This window comes from Actinomadura sp. NEAU-AAG7, assembly GCF_018603865.1.
Classification (GTDB): Bacteria; Actinomycetota; Actinomycetes; order Streptosporangiales; family Streptosporangiaceae; genus Spirillospora; species Spirillospora litoris.
Window position 1 is genome coordinate 1,129,759 of record NZ_JAHFZY010000002.1, and the last position, 20,871, is coordinate 1,150,629.

General features: G+C 74.0%; 11 protein-coding genes. 2 read left to right on the forward strand and 9 right to left on the reverse strand.

The annotated features are described in order from the left end of the window. Positions 1-139 precede the first annotated feature (139 nt). On the forward strand, positions 140-3,265 hold the full coding sequence (locus tag KLI87_RS14585) for a BTAD domain-containing putative transcriptional regulator (protein WP_214617343.1): 3,126 nt from the start codon (positions 140-142) through the stop codon (positions 3,263-3,265). A 730-nt stretch (positions 3,266-3,995) separates the two neighbouring features. Beyond that, on the forward strand, positions 3,996-5,795 hold the full coding sequence (locus KLI87_RS14590; RefSeq protein WP_214617345.1) for an AfsR/SARP family transcriptional regulator: 1,800 nt from the start codon (positions 3,996-3,998) through the stop codon (positions 5,793-5,795). A gap of 89 nt (positions 5,796-5,884) precedes the next feature. Here the strand turns inward: KLI87_RS14590 and KLI87_RS14595 are convergent, their stop codons facing one another. The 9 genes from KLI87_RS14595 to KLI87_RS14635 form a co-directional block, all read right to left on the reverse strand. Next, positions 5,885-6,394: a flavin reductase family protein gene (locus KLI87_RS14595; protein WP_156215892.1), complete on the reverse strand. Its 510-nt coding sequence runs from the start codon at positions 6,392-6,394 to the stop codon at positions 5,885-5,887. Beyond that, positions 6,391-8,151, reverse strand: a complete 1,761-nt coding sequence (locus tag KLI87_RS14600; protein WP_214617347.1) for an MFS transporter — start codon at positions 8,149-8,151, stop codon at positions 6,391-6,393. The genes KLI87_RS14595 and KLI87_RS14600 overlap by 4 nt, the downstream gene beginning before the upstream one ends. Continuing rightward, on the reverse strand, positions 8,148-9,191 hold the full coding sequence (locus tag KLI87_RS14605; RefSeq protein ID WP_214617349.1) for a MupA/Atu3671 family FMN-dependent luciferase-like monooxygenase: 1,044 nt from the start codon (positions 9,189-9,191) through the stop codon (positions 8,148-8,150). The genes KLI87_RS14600 and KLI87_RS14605 overlap by 4 nt, the downstream gene beginning before the upstream one ends. A 27-nt stretch (positions 9,192-9,218) precedes the next feature. Next, a complete protein-coding gene (locus KLI87_RS14610; RefSeq protein ID WP_156215889.1) occupies positions 9,219-10,154 on the reverse strand; it encodes a TauD/TfdA family dioxygenase in 936 nt (311 codons plus the stop codon). A gap of 41 nt (positions 10,155-10,195) precedes the next feature. Continuing rightward, on the reverse strand, positions 10,196-11,002 hold the full coding sequence (locus tag KLI87_RS14615) for an alpha/beta fold hydrolase (protein WP_214617350.1): 807 nt from the start codon (positions 11,000-11,002) through the stop codon (positions 10,196-10,198). Positions 11,003-11,009: 7 nt separating this feature from the next. Continuing rightward, positions 11,010-11,798 (reverse strand): phytanoyl-CoA dioxygenase family protein, encoded by a 789-nt coding sequence (locus KLI87_RS14620; protein WP_156215887.1) that lies wholly within the window; start codon positions 11,796-11,798, stop codon positions 11,010-11,012. 43 nt (positions 11,799-11,841) lie between these two features. Next, entirely contained in the window at positions 11,842-12,054 is a 213-nt protein-coding gene (locus tag KLI87_RS14625) for an MbtH family protein (RefSeq protein WP_156215886.1), read from the reverse strand. A 98-nt stretch (positions 12,055-12,152) separates the two neighbouring features. Further along, positions 12,153-12,911, reverse strand: coding sequence for a sulfotransferase (locus tag KLI87_RS14630; protein WP_214617352.1), 759 nt, complete (start codon positions 12,909-12,911; stop codon positions 12,153-12,155). A 23-nt stretch (positions 12,912-12,934) separates the two neighbouring features. Continuing rightward, complete coding sequence (locus tag KLI87_RS14635) at positions 12,935-20,839, reverse strand: non-ribosomal peptide synthetase (protein ID WP_308166010.1); 7,905 nt, start codon at positions 20,837-20,839, stop codon at positions 12,935-12,937. Positions 20,840-20,871: the final 32 nt, after the last annotated feature.

Consider the following 20,871-nt stretch of genomic DNA (forward strand, 5'->3'; position numbering starts at 1 on the left):
AACGGACGGCCGATGAGGTCGTTTCCTCCGTGGCCGCAACCCCGAAATCGGACATCGCGCCATGCTATACAGGGACGGATCCGCGACAGCGCTGGAACGCGGCCGTCGGTGTGTAAAGACACGGGTTGGCATGCCAGAGGTGAGACCCGATGAAGCTCCCCCCGCCACGACCACTGATACGACCCCCGACACCTCGACGAGGGCCGTTCGCTTCGAGGTCCTCGGCCCGCTGCGCATCGAGGCGCGCGGCGCCCCCGTGCCGCCGCCGCGCTCACCGATCCTGCGGGGGCTCCTCGGCGCGCTGCTGATCGCCGGCGACCGCCCGCTGAGCACGGCCCGGCTGATGGACCTGGTCTGGGACGACCGCGCGGAGCGCGTCGGCCCGGGAGCGGTCCAGGTGGCGGTCTCCCGGCTGCGGCGCTGGCTCGGCCGGTTCGGGCCGTCCACCGAGTCCACCTGGACGCTGACCAACGACGGCGTCGGCTACCACCTGCGGCTGCCCGAGGGCTCGGTCGACCTCGGCCGCTTCCGGACGTCGGTGCGGCGGGCGACCAAGGCGCGGCAGGTGCTCGAACGGCTCCGGTCGCTGGAGTCGGCGCTCGCGCCCTGGCGCGGGCCCGTGCTGGCCGACCTCGCCGCCGCCGACCTCGCCGACCCGCTGTTCCGGTCGGTGGACGACGAGGTGCAGTCGGCGGCGATGGAGCTGGCGGGGCTCGCGCTCGCGGCGGGGCGCCCCGGCACCGCGATCGGACGGCTCACCGCGCTGGCCGAGGCGTATCCCCTGCACGAGGGCCTCGCCGGACGGCTGCTGGAGCTGCTGACCCACGACGGGCGGGCCGCCGAGGCGCTCAGCCGCTACGGGGTCTTCCGCGACCGGGTCGTGGAGGAGCTGGGCGTTGAGCCGGGCGAGCGCGTCCACCGGGTGTACCTGTCGGCGCTGAGCCGCGACGGGCGGACCGCCGAGGCGCCGCGTCCGCGCGAGCCCGCCGACGACGAGCGCGCGCCCACGGTCCCGGTCCCGGCGCAGCTGCCGCCGCCGGTGCCCGACTTCGTCGGCCGCGAGGAGCAGGTGCGGGCGCTGTCGCAGGCGCTCGCCCGCCGCCGCACGCCGTCGGTGACGGTCATCACCGGGATGGGCGGGGTCGGCAAGTCGACGCTCGCGCTGCACGTCGCGCAGGCGCAGTCCGCGACGTTCCCCGACGGCACCCTGTACGCGAGGATGCGCACGCCCGACGGGGGGCACGCCTGCGTCGGCCGCGTCCTGGAGGGCTTCCTGCGGGCGCTCGGCATGGCGGGGCGCGACATCCCGCCGTCCGAGGAGCACCGCGAGGCGCTGTACCGCAGCCTGCTCGCGAGCCGCCGCGTGCTGGTCGTGCTCGACGACGCGCTGTCGGAGCGGGACGTGCGGCCGCTGCTGCCGAGCTCCAGCGGCTCGGCGGCCATCGTGACCAGCCGGGTCCCGCTGACGGGGCTGGACGGCGCCGCGTCCGCCGACCTGGACGCCTTCTCCTCCGAGCAGGCGGTGCGGCTGCTCGGCCGGATCATCGGGCCCGCCCGGCTCGCCGCCGAGCCCGAGGCGGCCGCCGAGATCGTGCGGCTGTGCGCCTACACGCCGCTCGCCGTGCGGATCGCGGGCGCGCGGCTGTCGGGGCGGCGGCACTGGCGGCTGGAGCAGCTCGCCTCCGCGCTGCGCGACGAGCGCCGCAGGCTCGACGAGCTGAGCACCGGCGACCTCGCGGTGCGGGCGTGCTTCGAGCTGAGCTACGCGCGGCTGCCCGCCGCGACGCGGCGGCTGTTCCGGCTGCTGGCGCTGCTGGACGCCCCCGACTTCGCCGACTGGGTCGCGGCGGCGGTGCTGGAGGTGCCGTTCGAGACCGGCCGCGACCATCTGGAGGCGCTGGTCGACGCGCAGCTGCTCACGGTCGCGGACATCGACGCGACCGGCGCGCCGCGCTTCCGCTACCACGACCTCGTGCGGCTCTACGCGCGCGAGCTGGCCGCGGGCGAGGAGGACGGCGAGACCCGCGCGGCGGCCGTCCGGCGCGCGCTCGGGGGCTGGCTGTGGCTGACCGAGCGCGCCGCCGAGCGCGTGCCCGGCCCCTGCTACGCGCTGATCCACGGGACGGCGACGCGGGTGCCGCTGCCCGCCGCGGCCGCCGAGCGGCTGCTGGCCGACCCGATGGCCTGGTTCGACGCCGAGCGGGACGCGTTGTCGGCCGGGGTGCTCCAGGCGTGCGACCTCGGCCTGGACGAGCTGGCCTGGGACCTCGCCGCGTCCCAGGAGAAGTACCTCGACATCAAGGGCATGGCGTCGGGCTGGCGGCTGATGCACGAGCGCGCGACGCGGGTCTGCCGCGCGGCGGGCAACGTCCTCGGCGAGGCGGTGCTGGCGCGCGGGCTGATCGAGGTGACGACGTGGCTCGCGGCCGACCGTCCGGGCGAGGCGATGGTCAACCTCTACGAGGGCGCGGGCGAGCTGCTCCGGCTGTTCGAGGCGGCCGGGGAGCGGCGCGGGATGTCGGACGCGCTGGTCATGCGCGGCTGGGGCCTCGCGGCCATGGGCGAGCCCGCGCGGGCGATGGAGTCGGCGCGGCGGGCTCTGGAGCTGGCCCGCGAGACCGACCACCTCGGCGGCGAGGCCCGCGCCCACCATCTGATGGGCCTCGCCCACGGCGAGCGCAACGCGGAGGCCGCCGCCGCCGAGCTGACCCGCAGCCTGGAGCTGGCCCGGCTGCTCGGCAACCCCCGGGTCGAGGCGACCGCGATGCAGTTCCTCGGCGTCGCGCAGTGCCTCACCGGACGGGTCGGCGAGGGCCACGACCTGCTCGTGCGCTCGCTGGACCTCTGCCACGCCCTCCAGGACCGCTACGCCGAGGCGTTCTCGCTGCTGTACCTCGGGAAGCTGTACGCGGCGACGGACGACCCCCGGGTGCGTCCCGCCATCGGCACGGTCATCTCCATCAGCCGCCGGTACAGGATGAACCACCATCTCGCCGACGCGCTGAAGGTGCTCGGCGAGCTGGAGCTGGCCGCGGGCCGCCCCGCGGAGGCCGTGGACGCGCTGGAGGAGTCGGTGCGGCTGTGGCGGGCGCGGGGCTGGCAGGCGTTCCTCGCCGCCGCCCTGACCGCGCTCGGCCACGCCTACCGGGGCACCGGCGCGGACGACGCGGCCGGGAAGGTGTGGCGCGAGGCGCTCGGCATGTTCGAGCGGCTGGAGGACACCGATGCCGCCGAGAACGTGAAAGCCCTGCTCGACGGCGTGTGACCGGGTTCGGACGCGCCGCGCGTCCCGGTGGTAAGCGATCTGTAAGGGACGACCGCGACACTTGGGGTGTGCCCTCCGCCAGAGTCGTCACCGCGCAGTCGCCTTCGTGCTCCCCGCGACGCGCCGCCGTTCCCCGCCGTGCCCCCGGGTCGTCCCGGTGGGCGCCGCCGGTCGGAACGTCCTGACGTCGCCTGGGATCCGGCGAGGGCTCCGGGGGAGGCGGCCGTGCCCGCCCCTCCCCCGCGCGTCCGGAGGCACTGCGGCTCCCCCGCGGCCGCGCAGGTAAGCACAGTCTGAAACACGGTTCCAACCGAAACACAACGCAGCTCGAACACAGTACTCACCGGAACACGGTGGTCACTGAAACGCAGTGGTCACCAGAACGCAGCACAAGACAGAACACGAGAGAGCCGAGGCCCGACGCATGCCTCGGCGCGGCGACGAGGGGTGAAGCGAGCAGGACACGGTGTACGGGGCACCGAAGGCGGTGACCCGGCCGAGGACGTCGCGGACGGCGGCGACCGGGCCGGGGGCACCGGAGCCGGAGGCCGGGCGGGGACGCCGGCCGCCGGTGGACGGAAGTGAAGGCGTCCGCGCGGACGTCGCCCAGTGTGCGGGCGACGCGGGCGCCGACCCACCTCCGTCGACAGGAACTACTACTGGGGGATTCAGCGTGGAATTTCGCATTCTCGGCTCCATTGAAGCTCGCCGCGATGGGCGCCTCATCGCGTTGGACGGTGCCAAGCAGAAGACCGTCCTCGCCTCCCTGCTCCTCGCGCGGGAGGGCATTCTTCCGGACGACAGGCTGAGCGCGCTGCTGTGGGGGGAGAACCCTCCGGCGACGTCCAGCGCGCAGATCTACACCTACGTGTCCCGACTCCGCAAGTATCTGGGGTCGGAGGTGAGCATCGCCCGCAAGCCGCCCGGCTACATGATGCGGATCGGCCATTCCGAACTCGACCACGAGCGCTTTCTCCGGCTGTCGGAGGCGGGCGTCGAGGATCTTGGTAAGACGCGTTACCGGGAGGCGAGCATCCGGTTCCGGGAGGCGCTGTCGCTGTGGCGCGGGCCCGCCCTCGCCAACGTGACCGAGTTCCTCGCCGAGACCGAGCTGCCCCGGCTCGACGAGGCCCGGATGGCCGTGCTGGAGCACCGCATCGACGCCGACCTCGCGCTCGGCGACCACCTGCGGCTGATCTCCGAGCTGACCGGGCTGGTGTCGGAGTACCCGCTGCGCGAGCGGTTCCGCGGCCAGCTCATGATCGCGCTGTACCGGAGCAGCAGGCAGACCGACGCGCTGGCCGTCTTCCAGGAGGGCCGGCGGATGCTCGCCGAGGAGTACGGCATCGACCCGGGCGCCGCCCTGATGGACATCCACCAGGCGATCCTGACCAGCGACGCCTCGCTCAAGCACGTCCCGGGCGGCGAGCCGGCGCGGGTCGGCGGGCGGCGCGGGCCCGCCCGGCCGCGGCTGCTGCCGCCCAACGCCGTCGACTTCGCCGGGCGGACGGAGGTCCTGAACGGCCTCCTCGACCTGCTGACCTCGCGCGACAACTCCGCCCCCGCCACGTTCCAGATCACCGGGATGGCGGGGTCGGGCAAGACGGCCCTCGCCGTCCGCGCCGCCTACGCCGCGCAGGACCAGTTCCCCGACGGGCAGCTCTACGGCGACCTCGTCACGGCGGAGGGGCGGATCGTCCCCCCGGCGGTGGTGCTGCTGTCGTTCCTGCGCGCGCTCGGCATGTCCGACCAGGAGATCCCGGAGGGGCTCGCCGAGCGGGTGCAGCTGTTCCGGAGCCTCGTCGCCGACCGCCGGGTGCTCGTCGTGCTCGACAACGCCGTCGACGAGATGCAGGTGACGCCGCTGCTGCCGAGCGGCCAGGAGTGCCGGACGATCGTCACCACCCGGCGGGACCTCGCCACCCACGCCTCCGTCCGGACGATCCGGCTGGACACGCTCGGCGCCGAGGGCGGCGTGGCGATGCTGAGCCGGATCGTCGGCGAGGAGCGGGTGGGGCGCGACCCCGAGAGCGCCCGCAGGCTCGTCGACCTGTGCGGCGCGCACCCGCTGGCGCTGCGGATCCTCGGTTCCAGGCTGTGCGCGAAGCCGCACTGGAGCCTCGCGATGGTCGCGCAGCGGATCGCCGCGTCCGGCAGCAGGCTCGACGAGCTGCGCTACGGCCGGATGGACCTGCGCGCCCGCATCCAGGCCGACTACGACGACCTGGACGAGCCGGCGCGGGAGGCGTTCGCGCTGCTGAGCCTGCTCGACGCCGAGGAGTTCTCCGCCCGGACGGCCGCGCTCGTCCTGGACGTCCCGGAGGACGCCGCCGAGGAGATCGTGGAGTCGCTCGTGGACGCCTGGATGCTCCAGGTCGGCATCTGCCCGATATCGGGCATGCCGCGCTACCGGTTCCACGAGCTGTACCGGGAGTTCGGGCGGGAGCGCGCGGTCAGCGGCGTCGGTTCGCTGCGCCCCTGCCCGCCGCTGCCCGACATCGCCGACGTCCGCCTGACGGCCGTCTGCTAGGACCCACCCCAAGCGGCGCCTCTCCGCCGCGAGGAACCGGTCAGGGGCTCGGGCCCCTGACCGGTTCCTCACTTTCCGGGCCCGTCCTCCTAGGGGAGCCTCGGGCCGAGGCCGTGGTAGCCGCGGCGGTGGTAGAGCAGCGGCTCCCGCTCGCCGTAGTGCGTGATCGCGCCGACCAGCGCGGTCACGATGAGGTGGTCCCCGGCGGGGACGGCGGCGGCGACCTCGCAGTCGATCGCCGCGATGGCGCCGGCCGCGACCGGGCGGCCCGCCGGGGACGGCGTCCACTCGACGCGGGTGTGCTTGTCGGGGTCGCGGCTGGCCATCGCGTCCGCGACCGAGCGCTGGTCGCGCGCCAGCAGGCTGACGCACAGGGCGCCGCCGTCCCCGGCGAGCCCGGGCCAGGTGCGGGACGCGGTCGCGACGCAGAAGCCGACGAGGCGGGGCCTCATCGAGACCGAGAAGAAGCTGCTGGCGGTCAGCCCGGCGGGACGTCCGCCGCGCAGCCCCGCGATCACGACCAGGCCGCTGGCGACGTGCGACATCACCTCGCGGAACTCGTCGGCCGGGGCGCTCGTCCGGGTCGTCAGGTTGCTCATGTGCGCTCCATGTCACCGGGGGGACGGCGCCGCGGCAGCGGGATGTCGCTCCGCGTGGTGGTCTTGGCCGGGTCGGCGCGGTAGGTCCCGGAGTCCGCAGGCTCGGGGGACTCCGGGGTCTCCGGTGGCGGGGCGGGGCCTCCCGCGACGCGCTTCTCCTCGGCGGGCCGCTGCGGCGGCCTGATGACGGGGATGTCCCAGCGCGTGGCGTTGGGGTCGGACGGATCGTGCTGGTTGGGGATGTAGGGCGGCGGCGCGAACGGGTGGGCGGCGCCGAGGTTGGGGAGCTTCAGCGGGATCGTGAGGCTCTCCGCCGACACCGGGACGCGCAGCGTCCGGGCCTGGGTGAGGTAGGTGTCCATCTCCTCGGCCCGCTCCTCGCGGCGGTGCCGGCCCGCGTAGACGGTGAAGGCGGGGTCCCTGGCGCCCGCGCGCAGCCCTGGGCTGACGATCGCGATGACGGTCAGGAACAGCATGACGCCGCTGACCGCCCAGATGGTGTGGACCGAGCCGAGGCCCTCCAGCGCGAACCCGGCGCCGAGGGAGCCGAGCGCGGTCGCGCCGAGCACGAGCAGGCCGACGGTGGCGCCCGCCCGGCCCTGCATGTCGGCGGGGGTGACCTTCATCTGGTAGACGGCGCCGACCACGCCGAACAGCGCGGTGACGACGTTGAGCCCGGCGAACACCGCGCCGATCGCCATCGGCGTGCGGGCGAACGCCATCGCGACCATCAGCAGGAACCAGCTCACGTGGACGCCGATGAACAGCGGCCGGATCCCGAACCGCTTCATCAGCCAGTTCGTCGCGGCCGACCCGATGATGCCGCCGATGCTGCTGACCGCCGAGACCGCGCCGACGGTGGCCGGGCCGCGCCCCTCCTCGACGACCAGGATGACCGGGACGCCGAGGCTGATGAACGGGAACAGCGCGCTGGTGATCGAGTAGAGGAGGATCGCGATGCGCAGCGTCTTCTGCCGCCAGAGCCAGACGATGCCCTCGCGGATGTCGGACATCAGCGACGGCTTCTTCTGCGGCGCCTTCTGCGGCGCGGCCGGCGCGGCCGGCGCGGCCGGCGCGGCCTGCTGCGGTTGCGGCTTCGCGGGCGCCTTCTCCGGCTTCTTCGCGCGGATCCGCATGATGGCGAGGACGGAGATCAGGTGCGCGAGCGTCGCGACCATGAACGGCACGCCCTTGGCGAGGCCGAAGATGGACGTGCCGAGCGGCCCGCCGACCAGGCCGGCGACGCGGCTGCGGACCTCGTTCTGGGAGAGCGCGTCGGGGAGTTGGCGGCGGTCCACGACCTGGCGGATGATGGCCCGCTCCGCCAGCGTGTAGAAGATGGTCAGCGAGCCGTCCACGAAGACGACCACGACCAGGTGGATCAGGTTGATCTTCCCGACCAGCAGGACGGGCGGGACGCTGCCGAGCACGAGGAAGCGCCCGAGCGCGCACACGATCATGACGCGCTTGCGGTCCCAGCGGTCGACGAGCGCCCCGGCGGGGAGCTGGAACACGAGGTTCGGGGCGGACGCGGCGAACGCGATGATCCCCGCGTAGGCGGCGCTGCCGGTGGCCCACAGGACCAGCAGCGGATAGGTGACCTGGGCGACCCGGGAGCCGAGGAACGACACCCAGGCCCCGCTCCACAGGAGGCGGTAGTCCCTGTTCTTCCGGAGCGGGCGGAGCCCGTCGCCGCCGCCGCTCCCGCGGGTCGCGCGGGTGCGGCGGCGGGCACCTCGGGTGCTGTCCCTGGTCATCCCCGGGGCAGCACCGAATGGAGCTTGCCGAGGTGTTCGAGGCCGGCGAGGGCGGCGAGGCCGTCCACGCCGAAGTCGATCAGGCAGGCCAGCTCGTCCACGCCGATCCCGGCGGCCATCTCGACGACCTCGACGGCCTGCTCGATGGTGCCGAACAGGCCGCCGGTCGGGAAGTAGCGCTCGAAGGCCTTCTCGATGAGGAAGTCGACGTCGTCGGCGTTCATCGTGGACACGTCGATCTCGCCGCCGACCAGCGAGGAGGCGAACAGGTGCAGCGAGCTCTTGAGGTAGGCGCGGAACGGCGCGTCGACATGCCGCCTGACCTGCTCCAGGTCGTCCCCGAGCAGGGTGTGCAGCATCAGCACGACGTGCCCCTGCCAGCCGTCGTGCTCGGCGGCGGCGACCCGGCGGTACTCGGCGATCTTCGCCGCCAGCTCGGCGGGGGTCTGCCCGAGCACGTGGGTGAGCACCCCGGCCTTGAGCTTGGCGGCGGCGCGGAAGGTGTCGATGCCGCGCGCGGCCGTCACCCAGACGGGCAGCTCGTCCTGGACGGGCGGCGGGTAGGCGCGGACCTCGATGTCGCGGCCGCGCCCGTCGGTCGCGGCCAGGCTCTCGCCGCGCCACAGCTTCCGGACGGTGTGGACGGAGTCGATGACGGTCTGCCGCCGCCCCTCGTACGCGCCGGGCGCGAGCGCGAAGTCGACCGCGTTCCAGCCGGAGGCGAAGGCGAGGCCCACGCGGCCGTTGGAGAGGTTGTCGACGACCGACCACTCCTCGGCGATGCGCAGCGGGTGGTGCAGCGGCGAGACGACGCTCCCCGCGCGGATCGCGACGTTCTCGGTGATGGCGGCCACGGCGGCGCCGAGCACCGAGGGGTTCGGGTAGGAGCCGCCGAACGGGTGGAAGTGCCGCTCGGGCGTCCACACGGCCGAGAAGCCGTGCACGTCGGCGTAGCGCGCGCCCTCCATCAGGAGGTCGTAGCGCCCTCCGCCGCTCGCGGCGGTGCTGTCGTTGGCGAAGTAGAACAGGCTGAGGTCCATGGAGGTCTCCCGCGAGATGGGCGTCGGTCAGGACATGGCGACCAGCACCCGCCGGTCCCCGGTGAACGGGCGGCGACCGTGGCCCACGGCGACGTTGTCGATGATCATGAGGTCGCCGGCGACCCAGTCGACGTCGACCGCGACGTCGAGCGCGACGTCCCGGACGTGGATCACGTGCTCCGCGGGGATCGGGGTCCCGTCGGCGTAGGTGACCGACTGGGGCAGCTCCTCCGGCGGGAGGATCTCGGCCAGCTCGGCGGCGGTCTCGTCGCCGAGCGCGGCGGGGTGGAACTGGTCGGCCTGGTTGAACCAGACCTCGTCGCCGGTCACGGGGTGGCGGATCGTGGCCGGGCGGTGCTGGACGATCCGCAGCGTGCCGTCGGACCGCCACTCCCACTCCGCCTCGGTGTCGGCGAGGAACTTCTCCACCTCCTCGCGGCTCTCGGTCTCGAAGGTGGTCTTCCAGCTCAGCCCGAGGCCGAGGCCGTCGTGCAGGTTCTGGGTGTAGCGGACGCCGCCCGCGAACGCGTCGCGGACCTCGGCGTCCAGCGACCCGAGCCAGCGGACGCCGTCGACCACGGGCGTGGCGCCGCCGCTGCCGGGCGTGGTCGTGCAGCAGAACATGAGCCGCGACGGCCACCTGTGCGCATACGACAGCTCGTTGTGCATCGAGATCGTCAGTTCCTGCGGGTACTCCGTCGAGGTGTAGACGTTGTCGCCCACCTTGGTTCGGGGGGACGTCCCGTGCAGGTAGGCGAGGCGGCCGGGCAGCAGTTCGTCCATCACCGGTTCGAGGGTGTCCTCGGCGAGCCCGAAGCCGCGGAACACGACCGCCTTCGACTTCACCAGCAGGTCGCCGAAGTCCCCGGACCGGACGTACTCCAGCACACCGTCCGCGCCGGACGGCAGGCCCTCCGCGTCCGCGTGGACCTCCAGGGGGCGCCATTCACGGCTTTCGGACATGGGAACATCCTCCATTTACTGACAGGGCTGTCATTGTGAATTCATACGGGCGCGCGGAGGAATTCGATGACGCTCTTGTTGACCGCCTCGGGGTCCTCCAGGTACCCGTAGTGGCCGCAGCCGCCGATCAGCTCGAAGGTGGCGCCCGGGATCGTCGCGGCCAGCTCCCGGCCGAGGTGCGGCGGGGTGAGCAGGTCGTCGGCGAACGCGATGACGTGGCAGGGCACGGCGATCGCCCGGTAGGCGGCGAGCCGGTCGGGGATCGGCTCCAGCCCGAGCTGGGCGCGCACGCCGGGCCCGGCGGGCGGCGTCGCCTCGAACACGTCCAGCCAGTCGCGGACGGCCTGCGGGTCGTCCAGCGTGCGGGGCGAGAGGTTCTGCGCCGCCCGGACGGCCGCGAGGTAGGACGGCGGCAGCGCCGCCCCCGAGTCGTAGAGCTCGGCCTCGGCCCGCGCGAGCGCGTCGCGCATCTCGTCGCCGCGGCCCCGGGTCGCCATGAGCACGGCCCGGGACACGAGGTCGGGACGGGCGAGGGCGAGCTCCTGCACGACGTAGGCGCCCATCGACGTCCCGACCAGGCGGCACGGCCCGACGTCCAGCGCCTCGATCAGCGCGGCGACGTCGCCGACCAGGTCGTCGACGCCGAACCCCTCCGCGCACTCGTCGCTCGGCGCGATGCCCCGGTTGTCGAGCGTGATCGTCCGGTAGCCCGCGGCGGTGAGCGCCGGGACCTGGTGCAGGTGCCAGGCCCGCGCGCCGCCGCCCGTCCCCATGACCATCACGACGGGTTCGCCGTCGCCGTCGTCGAGGTAGTGGAGCCGGACGCCGTTGACCGGGATCAGGGGCATGGGTCCCTCAGCGCCGTTCGAGGGGGGTGGTGTCGCGGTCCACGAGGAACTCGGGCCGGGTGACGTGCGCGGGCACGTTGTCCACCGCGTTGTAGGTGATCAGGAGCAGGGCCCGCCGCGTCTCGGACGGGTTGTTGGTCGAGGAGTGCAGCAGGCTCGGGTGGAAGGCGACCACGGTGCCCGCCGGGCCGAGCAGCGCGCGGCTCGGGTGGTCGCGCTCCAGCTCGGCCGCCCGCGCGTCGTCCACGGTGTAGGTCAGCTTCTCCGACACGTGGTCGCGCCAGTCGCCGCCCTTGGCCGGGGGCACCGCGCCCGGCGACTCGATGATGCCGAGCCGGTGGGTGCCGGGCAGGACGGTCAGCGGCCCGTTGTCCTCGTGGACGTCGTCCAGGAAGATCCCGATGTTGAGCGCGCGGGGCGCGGGCATGCCGTCCTCGTGGTGCCAGAACGGGTAGTCCTGGTGCCAGGGCCATTCCTTGCCCTCGCGGGGCTGCTTGACGTTGACCTTGAACTGGTAGACGTAGACCGGGCCGCCGAGGACGGCCTCGGCGAGGTCGAGCAGCATCGGGTGCCGCACCAGCTCGGCGCACGCGGCGTCGAAGCGGTGGCATCCGTGCAGCGCGCGGACGACGTCGCCGCCCGCCTCGTAGACGACCTCGGGGCGCGTCTCCTTGCTGATCCGGTCGATGCTCGCGCGCAGCTCGTCCACGGTGGCGGTGTCGAGCCGGCCCGCCGCGACGCAGCCGTTCGCCTCGTACTCCGCCACGCTGTCGGCGAGCGCTGTGGGGTGGTTCATCCGCGCCGTCCCTCCGCTGTCCGGCTCGATCCGCCGCCCGATCTCAGCCACGCTCCATGGCCGCGACGAGGCTCTTCGGACGCATGTCGGTCCAGTTCTCGTTGATGTAGTCGAGGCATTCCTGGCGGCCGGTCTCGGGCAGCGCCACGCTCCAGCCCTGCGGGACCTCGGCGAACGCCGGCCACAGCGAGTGCTGGCCCTCGTCGTTGACCAGCACCAGGTACCTGCCGTCCGCGTCCTCGAACGGATTCGTCATTTAGGCGCTCTCCTCTCGCGCTCGCACATCACACCTGCGATGCCATTTTATTCAGGCCGCGCTAGATAATTTCTATATCGGGTCTATTGCTGTTCTTCTCAGACTTTGATTCGGTTTTCCAGAAGATATTCGTAGTGCGGCAGGCAGGCGTTCACGGTGCGTTCCGCACCGGCGGGCAGCTCTCCGGCGCGCGGCCGGTAGGGCTCGAACCCCGTGGACTTCCAGACGCGGTCGTAGCAGGAGGCGCCCCAGACGCCGTCGGTCGGGCGCGGGCCGGGCGGCCACGACAGCATCCGGTCGGTGAACTCGATCCCGGCGTGGTCGCACAGCGCCCGCAGCACGGTCTCGGGCTCGTTGAGCAGGTCCATCGCGTCCACGACGGGGGGCCGGGCGCCGATCTCGGTCAGCTCGTCGAACAGCGTCACCTGCTGCGGGACGCCGATGTCCTCGGGCGTGACGGCCAGCTCCGCGTTCTTGATCGCCGTCCTGACGTAGGACGCGACGACCTGGCGCGGGTCGCGGATCAGGATGACGTTGGTCAGCTCCTTGATCCAGGAGCGGTCCATGCCCGGGAGCAGGTGGTGCGCCATGTGCTTCTGGTAGTAGACGGGGTGGCCGCCCGGGACCGGCCCGAGGAGCCTGTCGACCATCGCCCGCCAGTCGGGCTCGCCCTCGGCGATCACCTTGTCGGCGTCGACGTGGTCGAGGCCGGTGGCGGCCAGGTAGTGGGCGTAGAGCGGCTCGTCCACGACGACGGTGTCCTCGCGGTTCTCCCAGGCCCGCATGAACGCGGTGGAGATGTTGCGCGGCCCCGACCATCCGGCGATCCGCACGGGCTCCTTCGTGCCGTCCTTCATTGGGGTTCCTTTCCGTTCTCGGTTCATCGCAGGCGGCGGGACAGCTCGGCGCCGATCCGCTCCACCGACTCGGGCGCGGTCAGCAGCTCCTCGTGGCCCCGGTCGATGTCGTGGCCGTCGATGGCGCCGTCCACGTAGGGCTCCCACAGGTCCCGTCCGAGCGGGCCCGTGGACTCGAAGAACAGCACCTCGCCCTGGTAGCGGCCGGGCGTGGAGTGCCACAGCAGCCGGGCGTTGTTGAGGAACACGTCCTTCATCGCGAACAGCTCGTCCTCGTCGAGGTAGCCCGCCGAGTTGTTCTCCTGCCGCAGGTACTCCAGGTACCGCTCGACGGGGAAGCGGCCCGCCTCCAGGTCGCTCTCGTCGTAGTCGAAGCCGACGGCCTTGAGGATCATCTCCACGACGCTGCGCTCGGTGGGCTCGGGGACGCCCCGGTCCCGCCCGCTCGGGTAGGAGTCGACGAGCGCGAGCAGCTCCACCTCCGCGCCGCGGCTCTGCAACTCGGTCGCGATCGCGTAGGCGACGTTGCCGCCGAACGACCAGCCGAGCAGCCGGTAGGGGCCCTCGGGCTGGATCTCGCGGATGCGCTCGACGTACCCGGCGGCCATCTCCTCGACGGTGCCGGGCAGGCCGCCCGCGTCCCCGGCGACCGCCTGCAACCCGTAGACCGGGTGCTCGGCGCCGAGGTGGTGCAGCAGCACCGAGTAGCACCAGCTCAGCCCGGACGCGGGGTGGACGCAGAACAGCGGCGGCCGCGTCCCCGCGCTGCGCAGCGGCAGCACGACCTGGTAGGAGTCGTAGGCGTGGTCGGCGGTGATCACGTCGGCGAGCCCCGCGGCGGTCGGCGCCTCGAACAGCCGCCGCACCGCGAGCTTGACGCCGAGTGTCGCCTCGACCCGGCGCATCAGCCGCGCGGCGAGCAGCGAGTGGCCGCCGAGCTCGAAGAAGTTGTCCTCGGGCCCGACCCGCTCCAGCCCGAGCGCCTCGGCGAACAGGCCGCAGAGCAGGTCCTCGTGCGGGCTCATCGCGGGGCGTCCGGGCGCCACGTCGTCCTGCGGCTCGGGCAGGGCGCGCCGGTCGAGCTTGCCGCTCGGGGTGAGCGGCAGCGCGTCCAGCTCCACGAACGCGGCGGGGACCATGTAGTCCGGCAGCCGCGCGGCGAGCCCGCCGCGCACGGCGGCGAGGTCGAGGGCGGCGCCGGGCCGCGCGACGACGTAGGCGACGAGGCGGGCGGGGCTGCCCGCCGCCGCGACGGCGGCGTCGCCGATGTCCGAGCGCGCCGCGAGGGCGGCCTCGATCTCGCCGGGCTCGACCCGGAAGCCCCGGATCTTGAGTTGGTCGTCGGCGCGGCCGAGGAACTCCAGGTCGCCGCCGCGCGTCCAGCGGACGCGGTCGCCCGTCCGGTACATGCGCTCGCCGGGGCCGCCGAACGGGCACGCGACGAACCGTTCGGCGGTCGTCCCCGGGCGGTTCAGGTAGCCGCGCGCGAGCGCGTCGCCCGCGATGTACAGCTCGCCCGCGACGCCGGGGGCGACGGGGCGCAGCGCCGCGTCCAGCACGTAGGCGCGCGTGTTCCACATCGGCCGGCCGATCGGCGCGTCCGCGCCGGACCCGGGGTCGACCGGGGCGGTCGTGACGGCGTGGGTCTCGCTCGGGCCGTAGTTGTTGCGGAGCGTCCGGCCGGGGACGGCGCGCAGGAACGCGCCGACCTGCGGGGTGAGCCGCAGCGCCTCGCCGCCCTGCCCGAGGTCGAGCAGGTCGGGCAGGGTGAGCCCGTCCTCGGCCGCCGCCTCGCACAGCGCCGCGAGCATGACGTTGGGCATCCGGATCTCCTGGACGCGGTGCCGCTCCAGCCAGTGCGCGAGCGCGCGCGGGTCGCGCCGGACGTCCTCGTCCATGATCATCAGGCACTTGCCGCCGGCGAGCGCGGTGAGGATCTCCCGGGCGGAGGAGTCGAAGCCGAGCGCCGCGAACTGCGCGACCCTCGTGCCGGGGCCGCCGCCCTCGGCGTTGTGCCAGGCCACGAGGTTGGCCAGCGCGCCGGACGGCATGACGACGCCCTTGGGGCGTCCCGTCGAGCCCGAGGTGTAGATCACGTAGGCCGGGTGGGCGGGATGCCGGGCGGCGCCGTCCGGCGCGTGCTCGGGGAGCCCGGCGAGCAGGGCGGGGTCGTCGAGCAGGACGCGGGGCAGGCCGGCGCCGGGCAGCGCCGCGTCCGCCGTCGTGATCACGCAGGCCGGACGGGTGTCGGCGAGCATGAACGCGATCCGGTCGGCCGGGTAGCCGAGGTCGAGCGGCAGGTAGGCCGCGCCGGTCTTCAGCACGGCCAGCACCGCCACGACCTGGTCGAGGCCGCGCGGCAGCGCGATCGCGACCGCCCGCTCCGGCCCGATGCCCCGGCCGGCCAGCAGGTGCGCGAGCCGGTTGGCGCGGGAGTCCAGCTCGGCATAGGTGAGCAGGCCGGTGTCGGTCGCCACCGCCATCGCGTCGGGGGTGGCGGCGACCCGGTCCTCGACCAGCTCGACGGGCAGCCGCGCGGGGACCGGGCGCGCGGTGGCGTTCCAGTCGTGCAGGACGCGGCGCCGCTCCCCCTCGTCCAGCACCTCGATCCGGTCGAGCGGCGCGTCGGGGCGCTCGGCCACCTGCGCGAGCAGCCGGACGAGCCGGTCGGTGATCGCCCGCGCCGTCTCCGCGTCGAACAGGTCGGCGCTGTACTCCAGCGTGCCGCCGATGCCGCCCTCGGCCGAGCGCCGCTCCTCGACCACGAACAGCAGGTCGAAGCGGGCCACGCCGGTGGCGGCCGGGTGCCCGGCGACGGTGAGGCCGGGCAGCCGCCGACCGGAGTCCTCCAGCCCGCGCGCGTCGTTGTTGTTGAAGGCGATCATCGTCTGGAACAGCGGGTGCCGGGCCATCGACCGCGCCGGGTTCACGACCTCCACGAGCCGCTCGAACGGCACGTCCTGGTTGGCGAACGCGGCGAGGTCGCCCTCGCGGACGCGGTCGAGCAGCTCGCCGAACGTCGGGTTGCCCGACGTGTCGGTGCGCAGCACCAGCGTGTTCACGAAGAACCCGATGAGGTCGTCGAGCGCGTCGTCGGAGCGGCCGGCGACCGGCGTGCCGATCGGCACGTCCTCGCCCGCGCCGAGCCGCGACAGCAGCGCCGCGACGCCCGCCTGCACCACCATGAACAGGCTCGCGCGGTGCCGCCGCGCCAGCTCGTTCAGGCCCGCGTGGACGTCGGCGGGCACCTCGAACCGGAGCCGCTCCCCCTGGTGCGACGGCGTCGCCGGACGCCGCCGGTCGAACGGCAGCGGCAGCTCCTCGGGCAGGCCGGCCAGGGCGTCGCGCCAGTGGGCGAGCTGCGCGGAGACGAGGCTGTCCGGGTCGTCCTCGGAGCCGAGCGTCCGCTGCTGCCAGAGCGTGTAGTCGGCGTACTGGACGGGCAGCGGCGCCCACGCGGGGGCCCCGCCCGCGCACCGCGCGGTGTAGGCGGTGATCAGGTCCCGCACGGTCAGCGGCATCGACCAGCCGTCGGTCGCGATGTGGTGCGCGACCAGGAGGAGGACGTGGTCGCCGGGGGCCGTCTCGACCAGATGCGCCCGCAGCGGGAGGTCGGTCTCCAGGTCGAACGTGACGCGGGCGGCGCGGCGCAGTTCCGCGTCCAGCTCGTCCTCGGCGGCGGCCGTGACCCTCAGCTCGGGACGGGCCTCGCCCGCGCCGATGATCCGCTGGAACGGGCCGCTCGCGTCCTCGGCGAACACGGTCCGCAGGCTCTCGTGCCGGTCGGCGAGGTCGGCGAGCGCGTCGCGCAGCGCCTCCACGTCCAGCGCGCCGGTGAGCCGGACCGCGACCGGCTGGTTGTAGGTCGGGTTCGGGCCCTCGATGCGGTGCAGCAGCCACAGCCTGTTCTGCGCGAACGACAGCGGCAGCCGGTCCGGGCGGACGGCCCGGGTCAGCGGGGCCCGCGCGCCGCCCAGCTCGTCGAGCGTCGCGGCCAGCGCGGCGACGGTCGGCGCGTCGAAGATCTGCCGGACCGACACCTCGATCTCCAGCTCGGAGCGGATCCGCCCGGCGAGCCGGGTGACCAGCAGCGAGTGCCCGCCGAGCGCGAAGAAGTCGTCGTCCACCGAGACCCTCGGCAGGCCGAGGACCTCGGCGAACAGGCGGCACAGCACCTCCTCGCCGGGCGTGCGCGGCTCCCGCCCCGAGGTGGCGGCCGCGTACTCGGGCGCGGGCAGCGCGGCGCGGTCGAGCTTGCCGTTGGGCGTGAGCGGCAGGCCGTCCAGCAGCACGACCGCCGAGGGGACCATGTACTCCGGCAGCGACAGCCCCACGTGGTCGCGCAGCGCGGCCGGGTCGGGCGCCATGCCCTCGGCCGCGACCGCGTAGCCGACCAGGCGGCGGTCGCCCGGCTGGTCCTCGCGCTCGACCACGACGGCGCGCGAGACGCCGGGGTGCGCGGTGAGCACGGCCTCGATCTCGCCGGGCTCGATCCGGAACCCGCGCACCTTGACCTGGTGGTCGACGCGCCCGAGGTACTGGAGCTCGCCGTCGCGGGTCCAGCGGACGCGGTCGCCGGTGCGGTACATCCGCTCCCCCGGCCCGCCGAGCGGGTCGGCGACGAACCGCTCCGCCGTCAGGCCCGGCCGGTTCAGGTAGCCGCGCGCGAGCCCGCCGCCCGCGAGGTACAGCTCGCCGACGACGCCGGGCGGGACGGGGCGCAGCCGCGCGTCCAGCACGTACGCGCGGGTGTTGTCGATCGGCCGCCCGATCGGCGGCGTGCCGGTGACGGGACCGTCGCAGTACCAGGCCGCCGCGTAGACGGTCGCCTCGGTCGGGCCGTAGATGTTCGCGATCCGGGACGCGCCGACGGCCGCGCGGATCTCGGCCGCCGCCCTGCCCGACAGCGCCTCCCCCGCGAGCACCGCGCAGTCCGCGGACGTGTCGAGCAGCCCACCGGCGATCAGCTCGGCGAACGCCGAGGGCACGCCGCTGACCAGCGTCGCGGTGCGCGGCCGCCCGGACAGCGCGAGCAGGTCCGCCTCGATCTCCACGGTCCCGCCCGACAGCAGCGGGCCGAAGATCTCGAACACCGACACGTCGAAGTTGAGCGAGGTGGTCGCGAGCACGTGCCCGAGCCGCCCGCCGAACTCGGCGGCGGCCCACGCGGCCAGCTCCCCGACGCCGCGCTGCTCGACCACGACGCCCTTGGGACGTCCCGTGGACCCGGACGTGTAGATCGCGTAGGCGGGGTGGCGGGGCAGCGGCTCCCCGTTCCGCCGCGGTGGGGCGGCGGGCTCGGCGGCGATCGCGGACGCGACGTCCGGGTCGTCCAGGACGAGGCCGCCGCCGTCCACCAGCCCGGCCGTCGCGCGCGCCGTCAGCACGAGCACGGGGTCGGCGTCGGCGAGCATGAACGCGATCCGGTCGGCCGGGTAGCCCGGGTCGACCGGCAGGTAGGCGCCCCCGGCCTTGAGGATCGCCAGCAGCGCGACGACCGCCTCGTGCGAGCGCGGCATCGCCACCGCCACGAACCGCTCCGGCGCGACGCCCCGCGCCACCAGGTGGCGGGCGAGCCGGTTCGCGCGCGCGTCGAGGTCGGCGTAGGTCAGCGAAGTGTCGCCGTGCACCAGCGCGACGGCGTCCGGGGTGGCGGCGGCCTGGCGCTCGAACAGCTCCGCGACGCTCGCCTCGGGCACCGGACGCGCCGTGTCGTTCCACTCGACCAGCACGCGGTCGCGGGTGGCCTCGTCGAGCAGCGTCAGGTCGCCGACCGGGGTGTCGGGCGCGTCGGCGGCCGACTCCAGGACGCGGACCAGGCCCTCGGCGATCGCCCGCGCGGTCTCGGGGTCGAACAGGTCCGACCCGTACTCCAGGTGGCCCTTCACCCCGGCGGGCGAGCCGTCGGCGGCGTAGGCGTCGCCGAGCGCGAACAGCAGGTCGAACCGGGCGCCGCTGGCCCCGACCTGCTGGGAGGCGACGCTCAGGCCCGGCAGCCGGACGGTCCCGCCCATCGTCGCCTGCTGGTCCACGTTGTTGAACGCGATCATCGTCTGGAACAGCGGGTGCCGGGCCATCGACCGCGCCGGGTTCAGCACCTCGACCAGCCGCTCGAACGGCACGTCCTGGTGGGCGTAGGCGGCGAGGTCGCTCTCGCGGACGCGGTCCACGAGCTCGCCGAACGTCGGGTCGCCGGACACGTCGGTGCGCAGCACCAGCGTGTTCACGAAGAACCCGATGAGGTCGTCGAGCGCGTCGTCGGTGCGTCCCGCGACCGGTGTGCCGATCGGCACGTCCTCGCCGCCGCCCAGCCGCGACAGCAGCGCCGCCACGCCCGCCTGGACGACCATGAACAGGCTCGCCTGCCGGGCCTGCGCCAGCTCCACCAGGCGGCGGTGCAGGTCGGCCGGCAGCATGACCGGGGTGGTCCCGCCCTGGTAGGTCGGCATCGGCGGGCGCGGACGGTCGGCCGGGAGCGTCAGCTCCGCCGGGAGGTCGGCGAGCGCGTCCCGCCAGAACGCGACCTGCCTCGACACGACGCTGTCCGGGTCGTCCTCGGACCCGAGCAGGTCGCGCTGCCACAGCGTGAAGTCGGCGTACTGCACCGGCAGCGGCTCCCAGCCGGGCGCCCGCCCGGCCGTGCGCGCGGTGTAGGCGGTCGTCAGGTCGCGGATCATGACCGGCGCCGACCAGCCGCCGTCGCTCGCGATGTGGTGCGCGACCAGCAGCAGCACGTGCTCGTCGGTGCCCAGCTCGAACAGCCCGGCGCGCAGCGGGATCTCCGCCGACAGATCGAACGGCTGGCCCGCCGCGCGCTCCAGGTCGCGGTCCAGGAACTCCTCGGTCGTCCGCGCCACCACCAGCTCGGGCCGGACGTCCTCCAGGACGATCTGGTGCAGGCCCTCGGCGTCCTCGGCGAACACCGTCCGCAGCGTCTCGTGCCGCTCGACGAGGTCGCCCAGCGCGGCCTGGAGCGCGGCGCGGTCCAGCGCGCCCGACAGGCGCAGCGCCGTCGGGACGTTGTAGACGGGGCTCGGGCCCTCCAGCTGCTGGAGGAACCACAGCCTGCGCTGCGCGAACGACACCGGGAGCCGCGCCGGGCGCGGGCCGGCGACGATGCCCGTCCGCGCGCCGCCGGAGGTCTCCAGCACGTCCGCGAGGCCCGCCACGGTCGGCGTCTCGAACAGCCGCCGCATGGGCAGCTCGACGTCGAGCGTCGACCGGATCCGGCTCATCAGCCGCAGCGCCATCAGCGAGTGCCCGCCGCGCTGGAAGAAGTCGTCGTCGATGGACACCTTCGGCAGGCCCAGCACCTCGGCGAACAGCCCGCACAGGATCTCCTCGCGGGGGGACCTGGGCTCGCGTCCGGCCTTCACCATGCCGAACTCGGGCTCGGGCAGCGCCTTGCGGTCGATCTTTCCGTTGGGGGTCAGCGGCAGCTCGTCCAGCATGACGAACGCCGACGGCACCATGTAGGGCGGGAGCGCGGCGCCGAGGTGGCGGCGCAGGTCCTGCTCGTCCACGGACTCCTCCGGGACGACGTAGGCGACGAGGCGCGCGGCGCCCACCGCGTCCTCCCGCGCGACCACGACGACGCGGGAGACCTGCGGGTGGGACGCCAGGACGGTTTCGATCTCGCCGAGCTCGATCCGGAACCCGCGGATCTTGACCTGGTGGTCGAGGCGGCCGAGGTACTCCAGTTCGCCGTCGCTGGTCCAGCGGGCGAGGTCGCCGGTGCGGTACATGCGCTTGCCGGACGACCCGAAGGGGCAGGCCACGAACCGCTCAGCCGACAGCGCCGGACGGTTGAGGTAGCCGTGCGCCAGCCCGTCGCCCGCGATGTACAGCTCGCCCGCGACACCGGGGGCGACCGGCGACAGGCCCGCGTCGAGCACATAGACCTGCGTGTTGCCGATCGGACGACCGATGGAGAAGTCCGAGGACTCGACCTCGTCGGCCG

What these genes read in the sequence shown, in the direction of transcription:
- KLI87_RS14630 (WP_214617352.1), bottom strand. Translation starts at nt 12,911, where the DNA reads ATGAAGGACGGCACGAAGGAGCCCGTGCGGATCGCCGGATGGTCGGGG.
- KLI87_RS14625 (WP_156215886.1), bottom strand. Translation starts at nt 12,054, where the DNA reads ATGACGAATCCGTTCGAGGACGCGGACGGCAGGTACCTGGTGCTGGTC.
- KLI87_RS14615 (WP_214617350.1), bottom strand. Translation starts at nt 11,002, where the DNA reads ATGCCCCTGATCCCGGTCAACGGCGTCCGGCTCCACTACCTCGACGAC.
- KLI87_RS14595 (WP_156215892.1), bottom strand. Translation starts at nt 6,394, where the DNA reads ATGAGCAACCTGACGACCCGGACGAGCGCCCCGGCCGACGAGTTCCGC.
- KLI87_RS14610 (WP_156215889.1), bottom strand. Translation starts at nt 10,154, where the DNA reads ATGTCCGAAAGCCGTGAATGGCGCCCCCTGGAGGTCCACGCGGACGCG.
- KLI87_RS14600 (WP_214617347.1), bottom strand. Translation starts at nt 8,151, where the DNA reads ATGACCAGGGACAGCACCCGAGGTGCCCGCCGCCGCACCCGCGCGACC.
- KLI87_RS14605 (WP_214617349.1), bottom strand. Translation starts at nt 9,191, where the DNA reads ATGGACCTCAGCCTGTTCTACTTCGCCAACGACAGCACCGCCGCGAGC.
- KLI87_RS14620 (WP_156215887.1), bottom strand. Translation starts at nt 11,798, where the DNA reads ATGAACCACCCCACAGCGCTCGCCGACAGCGTGGCGGAGTACGAGGCG.